The sequence below is a fragment of the Paenibacillus tyrphae genome (assembly GCF_027925525.1).
GTDB lineage: Bacteria > Bacillota > Bacilli > Paenibacillales > NBRC-103111 > Paenibacillus_G > Paenibacillus_G tyrfis_B.
In genome coordinates this window covers 231,209-248,648 of the sequence record NZ_BSDJ01000007.1, presented here as the reverse complement: position 1 = coordinate 248,648, position 17,440 = coordinate 231,209, and the positions used below count along the sequence as shown (strand labels likewise).

14 protein-coding genes are annotated in these 17,440 nt (G+C 56.2%); 9 read left to right on the top strand and 5 right to left on the bottom strand.

The genetic code is table 11. From position 1 onward, the window contains the following. Positions 1-142: 142 nt before the first annotated feature. From QMG93_RS11130 to QMG93_RS11105, 6 genes are all read left to right on the top strand, one after another. Positions 143-637 (top strand): PH domain-containing protein, encoded by a 495-nt coding sequence (locus QMG93_RS11130; RefSeq protein WP_281936308.1) that lies wholly within the window; start codon positions 143-145, stop codon positions 635-637. Then, a complete protein-coding gene (locus QMG93_RS11125; protein WP_281936307.1) occupies positions 634-2,133 on the top strand; it encodes a PH domain-containing protein in 1,500 nt (499 codons plus the stop codon). The genes QMG93_RS11130 and QMG93_RS11125 overlap by 4 nt, the downstream gene beginning before the upstream one ends. Before the next feature lie 187 nt (positions 2,134-2,320). Further along, positions 2,321-3,400: a 3-isopropylmalate dehydrogenase gene (leuB, locus tag QMG93_RS11120; RefSeq protein WP_054972762.1), complete on the top strand. Its 1,080-nt coding sequence runs from the start codon at positions 2,321-2,323 to the stop codon at positions 3,398-3,400. Positions 3,401-3,636: 236 nt separating this feature from the next. Beyond that, positions 3,637-4,185, top strand: a complete 549-nt coding sequence (locus QMG93_RS11115) for a peroxiredoxin (RefSeq protein WP_281936306.1) — start codon at positions 3,637-3,639, stop codon at positions 4,183-4,185. 96 nt (positions 4,186-4,281) lie between these two features. Then, entirely contained in the window at positions 4,282-4,665 is a 384-nt protein-coding gene (gene gcvH, locus QMG93_RS11110) for a glycine cleavage system protein GcvH (protein WP_281936305.1), read from the top strand. A 143-nt stretch (positions 4,666-4,808) separates the two neighbouring features. Beyond that, positions 4,809-5,315, top strand: a complete 507-nt coding sequence (locus tag QMG93_RS11105) for a DUF1572 family protein (RefSeq protein WP_281936389.1) — start codon at positions 4,809-4,811, stop codon at positions 5,313-5,315. Positions 5,316-5,403: 88 nt separating this feature from the next. On the opposite strand, the gene QMG93_RS11100 is transcribed toward QMG93_RS11105, so the two are convergent. The 5 genes from QMG93_RS11100 to QMG93_RS11080 all read right to left on the bottom strand — a co-directional run bounded on the left by QMG93_RS11100 (position 5,404) and on the right by QMG93_RS11080 (position 13,719). Continuing rightward, positions 5,404-7,380, bottom strand: a complete 1,977-nt coding sequence (locus QMG93_RS11100) for a glycoside hydrolase family 15 protein (RefSeq protein WP_281936303.1) — start codon at positions 7,378-7,380, stop codon at positions 5,404-5,406. Between the two features lie 168 nt (positions 7,381-7,548). After that, positions 7,549-7,761: a KTSC domain-containing protein gene (locus QMG93_RS11095; RefSeq protein WP_281936301.1), complete on the bottom strand. Its 213-nt coding sequence runs from the start codon at positions 7,759-7,761 to the stop codon at positions 7,549-7,551. Between the two features lie 71 nt (positions 7,762-7,832). Beyond that, positions 7,833-10,229 (bottom strand): sugar phosphate nucleotidyltransferase, encoded by a 2,397-nt coding sequence (locus QMG93_RS11090; RefSeq protein WP_281936299.1) that lies wholly within the window; start codon positions 10,227-10,229, stop codon positions 7,833-7,835. Between the two features lie 91 nt (positions 10,230-10,320). Continuing rightward, entirely contained in the window at positions 10,321-13,197 is a 2,877-nt protein-coding gene (locus QMG93_RS11085) for a 1,4-alpha-glucan branching protein domain-containing protein (RefSeq protein WP_281936297.1), read from the bottom strand. A gap of 12 nt (positions 13,198-13,209) precedes the next feature. Beyond that, a complete protein-coding gene (locus QMG93_RS11080; protein ID WP_281936295.1) occupies positions 13,210-13,719 on the bottom strand; it encodes a DUF4912 domain-containing protein in 510 nt (169 codons plus the stop codon). Between the two features lie 477 nt (positions 13,720-14,196). On the opposite strand from QMG93_RS11080, the gene QMG93_RS11075 reads away from it, so the two are divergent. The 3 genes from QMG93_RS11075 to QMG93_RS11065 all read left to right on the top strand — a co-directional run bounded on the left by QMG93_RS11075 (position 14,197) and on the right by QMG93_RS11065 (position 17,282). Continuing rightward, positions 14,197-14,625, top strand: coding sequence for a hypothetical protein (locus QMG93_RS11075; RefSeq protein WP_063185754.1), 429 nt, complete (start codon positions 14,197-14,199; stop codon positions 14,623-14,625). A gap of 307 nt (positions 14,626-14,932) precedes the next feature. After that, positions 14,933-15,742 (top strand): RNA polymerase sigma factor SigI, encoded by an 810-nt coding sequence (sigI, locus tag QMG93_RS11070; protein ID WP_253410320.1) that lies wholly within the window; start codon positions 14,933-14,935, stop codon positions 15,740-15,742. After that, positions 15,735-17,282: an anti-sigma factor domain-containing protein gene (locus QMG93_RS11065; protein WP_281936288.1), complete on the top strand. Its 1,548-nt coding sequence runs from the start codon at positions 15,735-15,737 to the stop codon at positions 17,280-17,282. Before sigI ends, QMG93_RS11065 begins: the two co-directional genes overlap by 8 nt. Positions 17,283-17,440: the final 158 nt, after the last annotated feature.

Sequence of the window (17,440 nt, the reverse complement as noted above, 5' to 3'; positions counted from 1 at the left end):
CATTAATCTACCATATTATTTTATCCTAAACAATAAAAAATTATCGTTTTTCGATAAAAATTTATTGATTAAGATGCTGAAAGCTGCTAAGGTTGAAATCAGAAACATGAACATGGCAGCATGGAGCTATAGGGGTGAAATTATGTTTTCTCCAATTGGCGCGCCTCAAAGACGATTGTCCGAAGACGCGGTCAAAGTATGGATCGTCAGTGAAACGATTTCGAATGTGATAGGCTTTGTCGTGCTTGGAGTTTTGCTCTATTTGGATTATCGGTACGCATGGAAAGAGTGGATCGGCTGGATTCTTATCGGTCTTGCCGTCATTTCCGTGCCGTCAGCGATCTGGTCTTTCTATAGACCGTTTTTACTTTATAACAACTGGCGCTACGATATGAATGAAGAGTTTTTGCAGCTGAAATCGGGCGCGTTAAACGAAGAGCATCGGCTCGTCCCGATGACCAAAATCCAGTCGGTCGCCATGAAGCAAGGACCGCTTCTACGAAAGTACGGCCTCTGCTCGGTCTCAATCAAAACGATGGGATCGACGCATGCCATACCTGCTCTGCCTAAAGAGGTCGCGATTGAGTTAAGAGATCAAATTGCCCATTTCGCCAAACTAAAGGAAGTGGAGTCATGACCGAAGCGAAACGGCATCATCCGCTGACGATGGTTTGGAAATTATGGAAGTTGGCCAAATTCTCGTTTGTCATCGCCATGTATTTGTTCGTGATCAAATTCGGTTCGGATTCGACTTTCCTTAAGTATGGGAGGATCGCTTTTTTTCTTTTTCTCGGGGTCGCTGTTCTCGTCATTCTATTTCAGTGGCTGACGCATAAATACAAGCTCGACGATGCTTCGTTTCATCTCTATGAAGGGGTGTTCACCAAGTCCGTACGAACGATTCCTTTTGCCAAAATTCAAAACGTCAACCGTCACACGACCTTATTCCATCGGCTGTTTAATATGACTTCCATCCGATTTGAAACAGGGCTCACCGGTGAAGAGGCTGCTGTCGAATTCGTGGTTATCTCTTTAGCGGAAGCCGACAATATTGAAAAGCATGTGGCGAGCCCGGTGCCGGGCGGGCTGATGACGGTACAGGACGGCGAAGCTGCCGCAGAGTCGCATGCCGAAGCGGTGAATCTGCGGCGGACTGTTCATTTTAAGCCGACAAGAAAGGATATTGTACGAGCTTCCTTTACATCCTTAAGCTTTCTGCTCCTTATTCCTTTGCTCGGTTCCGCCTATTCCAAAATCGATCAATTCTTTCATGTGAAGCAAGAGGCGAAAGGCTTGTTTTCCATCATTATGGACTCCTGGTGGATTGCCGCAATTCTGATCGTTGTGCTCGCCGTGGTCTCCGTCGCTTTCGGAATCGTCAGAACCTTTGTGAAGTATGGGAAATACGAGATTTCTTCCGATCCCGAGCGGATTTACATCACCAAAGGCCTGGTCGACGAAACGGTATTTTCCATAGCCAAGCAAAGGGTGCAGGCGGTTGAAATTACACAGTCTGTGCTGAAGCGCTTGCTCGGACTCGCCGAAGTGAAGCTGACCAGTGCAGGGGGCCTTGGCGATGGGGAAGACAAGCTGGAAATCAGCTCGCTGTATCCTTTTCTGCCTGTTCAACGCGCTTATGAGATGATCTCGGAAATGCTGCCGGCTTATGAAGTGACCCGCAAGATGAACCGGCTTCCTGCGAAATCGTTATGGGTACGCATGCTAAGGCCAAGCTGGCTTTGGATTCTGGCGACGGCCGCTCTATTTTATTTCAAGCCGCGGTTGCTTGGATTCGAACAGACTTGGTGGGTGTTATCCGGCGTTTTGCTGATATGGATCTTTGTATCCAGATGGCTTGATTACGCCAATACGCGGTACGTCTTGAAGGATAACTTCATTCAGTTCCAAACGGGAAGTCTGACAACGGCATTATTCGTATCGAAGCGGGAGAAGATTATTGAAGTGAACGTGACCCGCAGTCTATTTCAAAAATGGCTGGGGCTCGCGTCCGTCGGGACCATGAACCGGGCCAAGCCGGTACGTCGCGCCGGGATCGACGATGCGCCGGCCGAGCTGGCCGAGTCGTTCGTCAAGTGGTATATGGGACGCCGCAAAGAGGTCAAAATGGAATAGAAGGGCGCCGGCGTGCCCGATTCGGAGCGCGTCCCGCCTTCCAGCTCTGGAGAAGTCCGGGAGGCCGGTTATCGGTACGGTGATGGTTATAGGTTTTGTCTATTAAAATTATTCGATTTATGTCTTGGCGCAAAGACGGACAAATGTGCTACAAAAGAGATAATGAATTTATTTAGGAGTGAAACCAATGGCAGACGTGAAGAAAATTGCCGTTATCGCCGGGGACGGCATCGGTCCCGAGGTTGTAGCGGAAGCGATTAAAGTCATGAAAAAAACCGAGGACGTGTTCGGGTACCGTTTTGAGTTCGAGCACGGCTTGTTCGGCGGTATCGCCATTGACGAGAAAGGAACGCCGCTGCCGGAGGATACGCTGGCAATTTGTAAGAAAGCGGACGCCGTGCTGCTCGGAGCCGTCGGCGGCCCGAAATGGGACAACAATCCGAAGGAGCTGCGTCCGGAAACGGGATTGCTCGGCATCCGCAAGGCGCTCGGCTTGTTCTCCAACATTCGTCCGGCTAACGTATTCGACTGCTTGAAGGAAGCTTCCACGCTGAAGCCGGAAGTGCTTGAAGGCACGGACCTGATCGTCGTCCGCGAGCTGACCGGGGGGATTTACTTCGGAGAGAAATTCCGCCGCGAAGGTGCGAACGGAGAAGAAGCGGTCGATACGTGCGTATACAACGTCACGGAAGTGGAACGCATCGTCCGCCAAGCGTTCGAGATCGCCCGCACCCGCCGCAAGAAGCTGGCGTCCGTCGATAAAGCGAACGTACTGGAAACGTCCCGCCTGTGGAGAGAAACGGTCAACCGGATCGCGCCGGATTATCCGGATGTCGAGCTGGAGCACGTGCTCGTGGACAACTGCGCGATGCAGCTTCTGCGCCGTCCGTCCAGCTTCGACGTCATCGTGACGGAGAACATGTTCGGCGACATTCTGAGCGACGAAGCGGCGATGCTGACAGGATCGATCGGCATGCTGTCCTCCGCCTCCCTGGGCGAAGGGGCGTTCGGCCTCTACGAGCCGGTGCACGGCTCCGCGCCGGATATTGCGGGCCAAGGCATCGCAAATCCGATCGCGACGATCTTGTCCGTAGCGCTGATGTACCGTCTGACGTTCGGCTACCATGACGCCGCCGAAGCGATCGAGCGCGCTGTGAAGGAAGTGCTGGACGCGGGTCACCGCACCGGCGACATTGCCGTCGACAAGAGCAAGGCCATCGGCACGACCGCCATGGGCGAGCTGATCGTTAACGCGATCCGCAAATAAGGCTCGAACCGAATAGCAAGACCGGAAAGTAGGAAAAACTCTTGAGGAATAATTCCGATTTCTTAAGAGTTTTTTCTTTTTTTCTACAGCGCAATTGTGTGTCTGGGTTGTCTTAGATTAGAATTATTATAAAAAAATAATTAGTTTAATCTTGACTTGGGTGGGCTCCAAATGATACGATTTATATCGTGAAAAACCGTGATCAATTAACCAATTTAAGGGAGGATTTTTGGAACATGGCAGAGCGTTTGGTAGGTAAACAAGCACCCGATTTTACAATGGACACCGCCCTTGGGAACGGACAAGAGTTCGGCAAAGTTTCCTTGTCCGACTATAAAGGCAAGTGGCTCGTATTGTTCTTCTATCCGCTGGACTTCACTTTCGTGTGCCCGACGGAAATTACGGCAATCAGCGAAGCCGCTTCGCAATTTAAAGCGATCAATGCCGAAATCCTCGGCGTTTCCATCGATAGCATTCATTCCCACCGCGCTTGGATCAACACGCCGGTAGATCAAAACGGCCTTGGCCAATTGAACTTCCCGCTGGCTGCCGATATTACGAAACAAGTATCGCGCGACTACGGCGTTCTGATCGAAGAAGAAGGCATCGCGCTGCGCGGCCTGTTCATCATCAGCCCGGAAGGCGAACTGCAATACCAAGTCGTTCATCACAACAATGTCGGCCGCAGCGTCGAAGAAACGCTCCGCGTTCTCGAAGCTCTGCAATCCGGCGGTCTGTGCCCGATCGGCTGGAAAAAAGGCGACAAGCATCTGGTGGCGAAATAATCGTCTTTATACGCTTCGCATATCCCCCTCGGTTTGTCTTGCGGCAGGCTAGGGGGTTTTTCACTACTTGGAGTAAAGGGGCTCGGAACCGACGTTATGGAAGTAATCAAAGGGCTCAAATACAGCGAAAATCATGAATGGGTGCGGGTGGAAAACGGCAGAGCCGTGATCGGACTCACCGATTTTGCCCAAGAGGAATTCGGGATCATCGTCTTTGTGGAGCTCCCCGAAGAGGGAGACGTCCTTCAGGCCGGCGAGCCGTTCGGCAGCATGGAATCGGTCAAGACAGTGACGGAGCTGTATGCTCCGGTATCCGGTAAAGTCGTTAGCGTCAATCCGAAGCTGACGGAAAACCCGGGCGTCATCAACCTGTCCCCATATGGCCAAGGCTGGATGATCGTCGTCGAAATGAGCGATCCTACCGAGCTTGACCGGCTGTGGGAAGCGGACAAATACGAACAAACCTACGTGCATGAATAAGTACGGCAGCCTGACTTCGGTCAGGTTTTTTTGCGTCAACCGCGTGTGCGGCTTATCGCCCCGATAAAAAAACGGAAATGTACTTTCCGGCCTCGTTCCCGTAAGATGGTGTTGTACCCATTTCACGGAAAGGGAGGATCATGATGAACCAACCGTTTCAACTTGGCGACGAATTTTTGAAAGAATCGATTTCGGCTTTTGAAAGCATGAAGAAGCTGGCCGACGGAACGATGAGCCAACTGGAGGACGCGCACTTTTACGAAACGATCGATCCGGAATCTAACTCGCTGGAAATACTGATCAAGCATATGCATGGAAATATGATTTCGCGCTGGACCGATTTTTTAACGACGGACGACGAGAAGCCGGACCGCAACCGGGATAGGGAATTCGAAGTCAGCCGGCTCCCCCGCGCGGAGCTGCTGTGTCTGTGGGAGGAAGGCTGGGAGCGGTTGTTTCAGACGCTGCGCTCGCTGACGCCGGAGGATGTGCTGCGCACCGTCTATATCCGCGGCGAAGCGCATACGGTGCTGAAGGCGATTCAGCGCCAGGTTTCCCATTACGGGTACCATGTCGGGCAGATCGTCTTTTTGGGCAAGCACCTGAAAAGCGAACATTGGCAGACGCTTAGCATTCCCCGCAAGCGGTAGCAGAGGCTGTGCAGAACAAAAAACATGCCGGAAGGACGGACATGAGCCGTCTTGCCGACATGTTTTTTTATTATGAAAACGGCCGGCTTTACGCTTTGCTTGCGGCCAGCAGCTTTTTATATTTCTCAGTATACTTGACGACGGCCAGCACATAGGTGGCGTGCGACCAGGTGAGCGGAGCGACCGATACCGGCCCGCCGTCGAACGGGTCGAGCTGCTCCGGCAAAATGCCGCTTTCCATCGCGTGTTTGACGACCCATTCGAGCGTACGCCGCGGCGATTCGAGGTCTTCTAGCGTCTTGGCGCACTCGATCTCCCATTCCGCGATCCACAGTGTGCAGATGATCCACGGATTGCCCGGAACGTTATCGATGTCCGACGAACGCTGGAAGTAATAGTCGTGATGGTAACGGGCGACGCCGCCGATGTCCGTTTTGATCGTGAGTCCGTCCCGGTTGGCCTTCATCGTGCTGACGACGCGCGGGTCGTCGGCCGGGAGAACGCCGAATTCGAAAATGCCGTAGACGCTGCTCTCCAGCGTTTTGTCCTTCACCCAGACTCCGTCGTCCAGCACGAGTCCCCGCACGAAACGCTGCTCCTCTTCGTCCCACAGATGCTTGAGGATGCCGGACTTGATTTTCTCGGCCGTATGCCGGTAGCGGCTGGACCGCTCTTCGTCCCCGAACAGGCTGCAGAAGTTGGCGGCTGCGATGAGACCGCCGTAGACGGCCGAGGTGGTGAAGGTGAAGATGCCGTAACGCTCCTCCCACAGGTCGTAGCTCGGCTTCGGGAGGCTCAGCTCTTGCTCGATATAGCCGGACATAAAGCGCGCCGCGCGGCGGATCAGCGTCCGGTACAGCGATTGCGGCAGCTCAATGATGCCGTGACGGACGTAGTCCTCCCACAGCGCGAACAGGACGAGCCCGGTCTCGTCCTCTTGAATCGGCAGCTGCATGTTGCCGCCGTTGAGGTACGGATGCCAGCTGGAGCCGACCGTCCCGTCGGGATTGTATTTGTGATGCAGGTAGCCGTCCGGCGAGAGCGCCTCCGCGCAAAAGTTGAAGAACGGCGTAATCATACCCTGATAGCCGGCCATCGTCATCGCGTAAGCGATCAACGCGCCGTCCCGGGGCCACATATAGCTGTAATGGTCCCGGTTGGACTGCATAATGTCGGAGTCGTTCGCCGCGATGATCGCGCCGTTCACGTCGGTCTGCGTCCGGACGATCAGCAGGCTGTGCTTGTACATCCGCACACAAGCCTCGCTCAGGTTGCCGTAATCGCGTTCCTCCGGCTTGTTGACCCAGCGCTGCCAATAAATTTCCACCCGGTCCAGCAGCTTGCCCGGATGGCTTTCTTTGACGTAGTTGTCGAGCTTCTTCACTTCTTCGAGATTTTTGCCCGCGCTCATCCAGTAATAGAGCGTCTCGTCGCCGTTCGGCGGCACATGCAGCCGGAAGCTGACGGTGCTGTCGACCGAGCCCTGCGCGATCGCATTGCCCATCAAATGGCCGTCCTCCGCATCGCGCCACGTGCCCTCGGCGTTATAGAACCGTTTGACGCCCGTCGTATACTGATAAATGCCGTCGGTGCCGGCCAGCCCGTTGAACATGAAGTAGCGGTCTTTTTTATAATGAAAGACGGTATTGTTCTGAGGATAATATGCGGCGGTATCGCCCACTTCGGTCTCGTTGATCACGAGGTCCTGATTGAAAAACATGCGCACCTCGCGCACGGTATCCCAATGATTGTGGACGCGCACACGCTTCAGATACACATCCTCGCGCTGATGTACGCCGTCGTTCATAAGCAAAGTAATCCCGAGATGGTAATGGGAGGCGCGAACTTCGGTGACCAGAGAGTCTTCGATATACGAAAGCTCGAACTTCCATTCCGGGTCGGCCAGCCAAGTAAAAGCGCCGTCCACCCAAAGGCCGATGCGGCATTGATAGCCTCCGACATGGTTGAGCTGCCCGACGTAAGGATAATACAAGTCGCGCATGTACGTATTACGGTCCAGGTTGATCAAAAACTTGCCGTTTCCGATGACTAAGTGCCTAGGCAATCCACCCACACCCTTCTCGTTCCAGAATGCTTGCTTTCTCTTAAGATACCTTTTTATGCCATGCCGGTCAATCCGTGAAAATGGGTGAAAACGGCTGCCGGCAGCGTGTTTGCTTCAATATTGTCGGCTCTGGGACCGGAGCGGAGGAAGAGGCAAAGCCCGGCTGCCTCAGGCTTGCGGGGGGCACCAGGCTTTGTCGGATGTCATTTGCATGAGCAAATCGTATGGATTGGGAGACTGGAGCAGCCGTTGGTAATGCTCGGGCAGGACGTCGCAGCACGTATGGGTATGACCCGTATGGTATTGAATGTGCATCTGCGAAGCTTGGTCGTCATACCGGATAAAAGCGATCTGCTTCGAGCCGATGGGAATGAGCTTCATACGATCATCCTTTCCTTTGGAAGGTCCGGTGAAGCCGGACTCATCAATTGGGCATTATCTTATGGTTATGCTCACTGCATCAGGTTTAGAATTTGCTCGCGGTATTCGTGAACGAGCGACAGCGCGTGCTCGTCGTGAAGCCCTTGGGCGACGACGCTGAAGGCCGGATCGTCCGAATCGGGAAGCAGCAGCACCCAACCGCCGTCGTGGTGCACCTTGATGCCGTCGATGAGCTCCACCGGTCGTCCCTTCGTTTCCTGCAGCATCCGGCGCATGATTTCGCCTTTGCGGTCCCACGGGCAGTCGATCCGCTCGCGCCGGACGTAAACGCTCGGCAGGAGCCGTAGCAACTCGTCAAGCGGCAAGCCGCTGCGGTGCATATTGCGAACGATGAGCCCGGTTGCGAACAGGCCGTCAAATAGCGGATGCAGCGCAAGGTTTGCGGAAACCTCCATGATGCTGCGGATCTGCTGCTTCGTGCGTACGATCCTAGCGCCGAGTCCTTCCGCCAAGCTTTCGAGCAGGTGAGGCGCGCTCACGGGGGCGCCGATGACGGCGGATTTGAAGCTGTGGAAAAACGACACGTACTGCAGCAGCATCAGCCGGTCGCCGGTCACCGTCTCGCCTCCGGACGTGACGAGCGACATGCCGCGGGCGTCGTCGTCGAGCCACAGGCCCAGGTCGGCGGACAGCGCGCGGACATGGTCGGCCAGTCGCCCGCGCTGCGCTGCGGCGGGCAAATGCACGGCCTCGCAGCCGAGCGCATCGAGCAGCGGCTGCAGCAGCGCGAAGACGGCCGGGTGCGTGCAGACGACGGCGCGCAGCGGCAGGGCGCTTTCGCCCTCCATTGCCGTGAAGGCGAGCAGGGCCCCGAGATACGACGCCGTCATCTTCTCGTCCGTCCGATAGCTTCCGGGCGATTCCGCCGGGGCCCGGCCGTAATCCTCCTGACGGAAGCCGTTCTCGACCTTGCGCTCCGCCGCTTTGTCGATCGGCAGGCCCTGCCCGTCGTAGCATTCGAGGCAGCCGAGACCGTCGGCGCCAAGCTGCACATGGATGCCCCCGGCGCTTTGCAGCTCGCGGACGGCGAAGCGGGCCACCGGCAGCAGCACGTCGCCGAGATCGACCACGTCGACGCCGACCGATTGCAGGCCGGCGGCTACGGTGCGCTTGATCAGCCGCGCGAATTCATGGGGCGCAGAGCTGACGGCGAGCCGCTTGCCGGTAGCGAGCGCGGAGCCGTAGGCTGTAGCGAAGCGGGCGGCGAACTCCGGCGTCAGGTCGAGGTTGGGCGTGCCGGCAACGCCGTAAGCGCTGTACAGCGGCTTGCCCAAGTGTTCGCCCCAAATGAACGAGGAGGTCAGCCGCGTATTTTCGCGTATTTGCTTCTTCGGCCATATTTTCACATGCGGCTCGACAACAGCTTTTGGGCCGATGACGCAGTGGCTCCCGACGACGCTTCCGTCGGCGAAGCGCGCGCTTTCCTTGCAGAAGATCCGGCTTCCCAGCGTCGAGCCGAGCAGCTCGTTCCGTTCGGCGATATGGTTATGATCCCATAGGATCGTCCGGCCCAACACGCTGCCTGCGGACAGCACGTTGCCTTGTCCGACGATGCTGTACTCGCCGATCTCCACGCTGTCCCCGATCCGGCAGCCGTCGCCGATAAACGCCGGCCCGATCCACTTGACATCCGGAGCGGCGGTGACATTCTCGCCGACGTAAATGCCGGGCCGCAGCTCGGTGCCGCGGATGCGCACGTTCGCCTTGTGGTCGAGCATGTCGAACTGCGTCTGCCGGTACTGTTCCAGCGTGCCGATATCCGACCAGTAGCCGTCCGCGACATAGCCGTACAGCGGCTTTCCGTCGGAGAGAAGGCCCGGGAACAACTGCTGGCTGAAATCGTACGCGATGCCCGGCTCGAAGCGATCCAGCACTTCGGGTTCGAGAATATAGATGCCCGTATTGACCGTGTCGCTGAACACCTCGCTCCAGCTCGGCTTTTCGAGGAAGCGGACGATGCGCCCGCCGTCGTCGGTCATTACGACGCCGTATTCGAGCGGATGCTTGGCCCGGGTGAGCACAAGCGTGGCGAGCGAACGCTTCTCTTGATGAAACCGGATCGCCTGGGTCAGATCAAAATCGGTCAGCGCATCGCCGCTGATGACGACGAACGGCTCGTCCAGAAACGGGGCGGCGTGCTTGACGCTGCCGGCGGTGCCGAGCGGCACCGTTTCTTCGAAATAATGCAGGCGGACGCCATGCCGGCTTCCGTCCCCGAAATAATCGCGTATAACGTCCGGCAAATATTGGATCGTGACGGCAATGTCCGTAATTCCGTGCGCCTCCAGCAGCTCGATGATGTACTCCATGCAGGGGCGGCCGGCAAGCGGAACCATCGGCTTCGGGAGATGGCAGGTTAACGGGCGAAGCCTCGTCCCTTTGCCTCCGGCCATAATGACGGCTTTCATACACATCCCTCCTTGCGGCGAACTGTCGTGCTGCGAATCTCCGGAGGGCAAGCCTCTGTCACGAGCCGACGCCGGATGCCGGAGGCTTGCGCTAGCGAATCCGCTCCTCATACTGCTCCGCTACGGCGCCTGCAATGCGTTCCAGCGCATAGTGCCGTTCCAGCTTGAGCCGCGCCCGCTCCGCCATGCTTCGCCCGAGCTCCGGCTGCCGCAGCAGGTCGCCGACATGCCAGGCGAGCGACTCGACATGGCCGGGCAGCGCTTTGTACCCGTCGACGCCGTGTTCCACGAGCTCGGCGAGCCCGCCGGTATCGGACAAGACGACGGGGCATCCGTGCTTCATCGCCTCCAGGGCGACGATGCCGAATGGCTCGTACAGGCTCGGGATGACGCACACGTCGGCCGCACGGTACAGCGCCGCCTTTGTCCCGTCGTCAATGAACCCGGTGAAGCGCACGCGGTCGCCGAGATGGGCAGCCTGCCGCTTCAGCTCGTCCTCCATCGGCCCGGAGCCGCCGATGAACAGCACCGTGTCAGGCGCGCCCGACAAAATGTCCGGCATCGCGTGGAGCAGCGTCTGCACGCCCTTCTCGAAGACGAGCCTGCCGACGAAAACAAGCACGCGCCGCCCTTGAACGTTGAACCAGCGTTTGGCGTCTTCCTGCGAATCAACCGGGCCATCGAACGGCTCCTCCAGCTTCACCCCGTTCGGGAAAACGAGCATTTTGCCGTCCGCTTGCCGGAACAAGTCCTGCACTTCCCGTTTCATCGCATGGCTGCAGACGAAGACGCGTTCCGAATCGTAGGTGAGCCGCCATTCGAGCCGGTGAATCCGGTTCGACAGGTCGGTACTCAGCCGTCCGTGATTCCGCCCCCATTCGGTGGCATGAATCGTGCAGACGAGCGGAAGGCCGTAGCTCATTTTCAGCTCGCGGGCCGTATGGTACACCATCCAATCGTGGGCATGCAGCAGATCGATGCGCCCGCCGTTTTCTTTATAACGGACAAGATGATCCGTGAAGGCGAGATTCATCTCGAAGGTCCAATCGTAAAAGTCCGTATCGCCGGAATGCAGCACCGGAACGCGGTGCACGTACACGCCGCCGCGCTTCTCGAAATACGGCGCGCCGTCGTGCGCGCTCGTCACCACGTGAACGATCTGTCCCTGCGCGGCCAGCGCCTCCGATAAATCGGCTACGGCGCGGGACAGCCCGCCGACCGTTTTGGGCGGGTACTCCCAAGCGAGCATGAACACGTTCGGGCTATGCTTCGTTTCCTCCAGGATTTGTCGGAAATGCTCCGCATCCGGCAGCAAAGGAACCGGCGACGCCCGGTGAATGGAAACGTAATCCCGATAGTCAATCCCGGGAAAGCAGTTGTCCTTCGCTTCCAGCTCCGCGACGAACGATTCGTTGACCACCTCTGCCTCGATTTGTTCGCACAGCAGCCGGAAGCAGCCGAGGTGGTCCTTCGTCCGGCGGCAGGCGTAATCGACGACCGTCTGCGAATCCATAATGAATGCCCAGTCGCTGCTTTGCGCAAGCATCAGCTCGCGGGCCGCTTGATTCAGCGCACGCTTCAGGAGTCTCTTACCTTCCTCCAAATGCTCGTGCTTCGTGGCAAGCCGGATCATCCGCAGCTCCGCTTCGTGCAGGTGGCGGTAAATCCAATCGTTGTTCCCCTGCAGCCATACTTCCGCCGAAGCCATGCGGCCCCAGCTGGATTCGTTCACTTTGCCCGTATCAGCGACGGGGTACTCCCGCAAATATTCCGAAGGCGTCACCATCCGCAGCTCATACGGATCGTAAAACAGCTTGCGGCACAGCATCTCGATCCACAGCGGCCCTTCGTACCACCAATGGCCGAACAGCTCGGCGTCGTAGGGTGAGACGATGATCGGCTTGCGGTCCAAATGATGGTGCCAATGCTCGGCCTGCTTTTGCCGGTTGAACAGAAAGTTGCCCGCATGCTCGGCGGCCTTGCTTCTTGCCCATTCCGGGTTGTACGGCTCGCGGTGTCCGTCTTTGCCGGTGATGCGATAATATTTGATGCCCGTATTGACCCGTTCGTGCGTAGGCAATACGTATGGGCGAATATGCTCCCATTCCGCCAAATCGTGCCAGCCGAGGTCCCAGCCGATATCCCGGTAATATTCCCGGTAGTCGTAGTCGCCCGGATATCCGTTCTCGGCGCTCCATACCTGCTGCGACGATTCGGGATCGCGCGGGAATGCCGTGACGCCGTAGGGCGTCATGAGCGGGGCGTACAGCTCGCGGTTCGGGCGCGGCGTGGCATAGGCGACAGCCGTAGCGTCCGCAAAAAAATAATCGATGCCGCACGATTTCAGCACCCGGTCCACCCCGGGGGTGAAGCCGCATTCGGGCAGCCAGATGCCGCGCGACGGGCGGCCGAAATGCCGTTCGTAATCGCGGACGGCCGTGAGAATCTGGGCGCGGATCGCCTCTTCGGTCCGCATCAGCGGCAAGAAGCCGTGGGTTGCGGCGCATGTGACGATTTCGAGCATGCCGAGATCTTGGTAATGCTTAAAGCGGGTCACGATATCGCGTCCGCAAGACTCGTAAAGCCGGCTTAGCTCGCGGAACCGCTTGGCATACATGCGGGCCAGCGGCTCGAAGCGCTCGTCGCTCCGAAGCCGGACGATTTCCTGATCCGCCAGCCGGATCAGCTTGGCCAGATGGACCGCGTAGCGTTCTTGCATCAGCGGGTCCGTGCACAGCGCCAGCAGCGTAGGCGTCATGGAGAAGGTGAGCCTGAATTCGATGCCTTCCGCCGCCAACCGGCCGAACAGGTCGACGAAGGGAAGGTACGTTTCCGTCATCGCCTCGTAAAACCAGCGCTCCTCCATATAGTCGTCGCGATCGTAGTGTCGGATATAGGGCAAATGGGCATGAAGAACCAAAGCCAGATAGCCCTTCGGGTCCGGCTTCGGCTGGCCTCGGTTGAGCATAAACGAAGAACCTCATTTCATCCAGCTGTGGTAAGCGCTGAAATTCTCAAAATCGTATGGTTGTATACGCGCGGGAGTTTTGCCGGGCTCCCGTGCCTCCGGTACGGTCGGCTGCAGCGGAGCGCCCCATGGAGCGATGCTGTCCCGCGGCGTGCGAACGGCGCCAGACCGCAGCAGCGGAACGAACTGCCGACGGATCGTATAAACTCCGTAATCGACGGTCCATACGGTATCGGCCGAAGCCCCGTGAATGTACCAGCGGTCCGCCTCCGGCGTCGTCTCGATATCGAAATGACGGTGCGCGTTGTTCCCGTTAAAGTACACGCCGGTAACGTCGTATACCCGCAGCACCTTCGGCAGCACGCCCCAGTCGCACTCAAAATGCTGCGAGCACAGCCAGCGCTTGCGGTTGCCGACTTCCCAATAAACGAACAGCGTATGGGCATCCCGGACCATCAGATGCAGCAGATCCTTCTCATAGCGATCCGGCAGCTCGAAGCCGGACGTCGGAATAGACCGCACGGCAAAGTCCTCCTTGGAAACAAACTTTATCTTTTAACAGAATTTGCAAATCACAGCCGATTTATGCACGCAGGAAGCGGGGAGGCAACCTGCCGTTTCCAAGAAGGAAACATTTAACTAAGCATCCGCGGGGCGAAAAAAGAGGATTTTTGGCGCTCTTGGTCGAATAGTTTTAGGGATAGCGGCATGGGTCTTTTTTTTTGTTGATAAGAATGGATAAGCTTTTTGCAGCCTACAGCTACGCATGAACGATCGACAATTCGCTAACGTCAATATAAAGCAAGGAGACCATGCGGCTTGGGACGCGCAAGCATCGAGAAACCTTTTACAGGAAAATAACGTCAATATAGTTGGAATCGTCCTGGGAAATCCCATGAGCCGATTCAACTAACGGTTTTTCCTGTGCGAAACGCTTTCCGATCAGTTTGCAATCATAGCCGTCATAAGATTCAAAGTGGAAACAGGGGGACGAGGACGATGAGTTTTTGCTGCGGAGCCAGCATGTTGGGGACCAAAGGGACGCTAAGACATATCCGGACGCAAATTCATAACGTGCCGTTATTGTTCTGCCCGGTATGCCACCGTGTGGAAGTGCACCATCAGGTGGAAAACGAGTACGAGATCCTTGCCGAATACGCGCATGGAGACGGCGCACCGGAAGTGGATTTCCAAGAGTACGTCGAGCATCGGGACGTTCAGGAGATGTTCGAGAACTGCGTCAATCACGAGAACGAAGAGCCGCTTGAGGTCGTTCGAAGCCAGATTGACATGGCGCTTGACCTGTTGATGGTGGCCAAAGAGATCGGCGACGCCGAATGGGAGCAGCAGCTCAAAAAAAGGCTGAACGTGCTCAGCCAGCGCCGTCACAAGCTGAAAAATAAAAAGACCATGCGTGGCCTGTCTTAAAAGTACCAAGCTTTTGCAAAAACGTCCCTTCTTCGCCAAGCTTCTTTGCAGGCAAAGACAGCGCCGGCAGCGGCGCCGTATGCCCATGTGAGCGTGGCGCTGCAGCCGCATGGCGATGCGGTCCGGCGCCCGGGCAAGCCTGCCGCGGCTGCGGCTTGGATAGGGACGTTTTTTGCGGCTGGCCCAGTTGGAAAACCCGTCCTGACACGCAAAAAAATTCCTTAAGAAATATAGGCGTCCAGCCTTCGAAATGACCCCCGTAATCGTATAAGCGACAGCGAAATTTTTAAGCAGAGAGGTGGAACGATTGCTGCTGGTTTTATTTAAGAAATTTCTCGGAAAACGCCAGGCACACCACTCGGATTCCGCGGATGCGCAAACGCCGGAACAAATCGTAATTTTGATTCAAGAAGGTGATCTACGCCTCCGCAATCAATTCATCACCGATTATCAACCTTATGTTGCGAAGGTAACGAGCAGATTTTGCAAAAGATATGTGGACCCGGCCCGGGACGATGAGTTCAGCATCGCGCTCGGCGCCTTCAACGAAGCGATCAATCAATTTTCGCCGCAGGCCGGAAGGTCGTTTCTCGGCTTCTCCGAGCAGGTCATCCGCCGTCGGCTCATTGATTATGTCCGCAAGGAACAACGCTTCTCGCAGCAAATTCCGTACAGCACGTTCGAGGTGGAGGACGAGGAGGACAACATCGTCAACCCGGTCGAAATCCATCAGGCCGTCGAACAGTACGAGAAGCAGAAAGGAATGGAGGAGCGGCGCAGCGAGATTATCGATCTGAACCGCTGTCTGTCCGAATTCGGTATCCGCTTTGGAGATTTGGTCGATGCTTCCCCTAAGCACGACGACTCGCGTCAGGCGCTCTTCGGTATTGCCAAGACGCTCTCGAATGACGGCGAGCTGATGCGGCTCATGATATCCAAGCGAATGCTTCCGATTAAGGAGCTGCTGGCTCAAGTGAAGGTTTCGCGCAAGACGCTGGAACGAAACCGCAAATTTATTATTGCTGTTGCTCTGATATATCAAGGACCTTATCCGTATCTCAGAGATTATTTACATATCAGAGAGGATCATGAAAAAGGGGAAGATGTCCGTGAATAAAGGGGTCGTGATGGAAATCACGGAAAAAAGCATCGTTGTGATGCGTCCGGACGGCAAGTTCGAGCGGGTGCCCCGCAAGAAGCGGACTTGCGAAATCGGCGAAGAAATCGTCTATGCCGATAGCGGCATTAATTGGAGAAGTCCTTCCGTCGCCGGCCGTTCGGCGATTGCGGCCGCCGTCGTCTTTGGTCTGGTATTGTTTGCCAGCTTCAATGGGAAGCTGGGCAGTCCCGAGGTGGTAGCCTACGTCTCGATGGACATTAACCCGAGCATCGAGATGGGCATTGACGCCAAAGAGAACGTGCTTGAGCTGCGGGGGCTTAACGATGATGGAGCGGTACTGGCGCAGGCGATCGACTTCAAGGGGAAAACGCTGGAGGCCGTTACCTCGAAGCTGTTGGACAAGGCCGAGCAGGGCCCGCTTGCCAAGCAAGAGGCGGAGATCGTCATTGTCAGCACCGTCGTCGAGCCTAAGAGCCAGGTGAGCGATGCAGGCATTGCCGAGAAGCTGCGCAAGCAGGTGACCAAGCACATCCAAGAGGCGCACCCGACCAAAGTGGAAGCTTACCAAGTCGCCGCGTTCGCCGCGCCGCAGGAGGTGCGGGAGGCTGCCTCCCAGAACGGTGTGTCCATGGGCAAGTACACCGTATATTTGAATGCCAAAAGCAATGGAGAGAGCGTAACTCTCGACGAATTGAAGCGAGAATCGGTCCTGCAGATCTCCAAGCAGAAGCCGGAAGTGGCCAAGCTCATTCAACCGGATAAGCTTCCGACGAAAGCGGACATCAAGAAGATGGTGGAGGAAGAGAAGAACGGAGAGCTGGACAAGAAGCTGGAGGAGCATCAGAAAGACCGCAAGCAAGACAACGGCAAGAACGGGAAAAATGGAAAGAACGATTCGAAAAACGACTCGAAAAACGACCCCAAGAACAACAACTCCAAGAACGACTCGAGAAACGATTCGAAGAACGATCCGAAAAAGCCCGGAAGTACGACCGGAAACGGCGGAAAAGACAAAAGCAAGGACGACGATAAAAACGACGACAAGAACGGCAATAAGCGGGGCAGCGATAAAGACGACAAATCCGCAGACCAAGGAAAGACGACGCCGGGCAATACAAGGCCGGGCAATACGCTTCCTGCGGGCACGAAGCCGGGAACGACAAATCCCGGCACGTCGCGTCCCGGTGACAAGAACGACGACAAGAAGGATGACGACCGGAAAAAAGAGGACGATCGCCAAAAGAACGACCGTTCCGGTTCGAATTCGAAGGACCGGGAGGACGACCGGAAGAAGGAAGAGTCCACCAAATCGAACGATGAGCGCCGGCGCGAAGATGCAGACCGGCGCGTTGACGAATCTAATAAGAAAGAGCAAGACCAACAGAAGGAACAGGATAAAAAGAAGGAATCCGACAGCAAGAAATCGGACGATAACAGTAAAAAGCCGTCGGGAGATTCGAAGAAGAAAGACGATAACAAGCCGGACGATCCCCGTAAGAAAGAGGATCATCCGGGGGATGACCGGAAGAAGGATTAATAGTTAGATGCCAGTATATTGCTCTCTGTCCAAAAACCGTTACCGAAGCGGACTTGCCGCCCGGGAAACGGTTTTTTGGGGTTTATTTCACATAAATAAAACCAAACGGCCCACCGATAAAATGTAAGAGTGGCGCTTGGCAATAAGGGGGGGCGCAC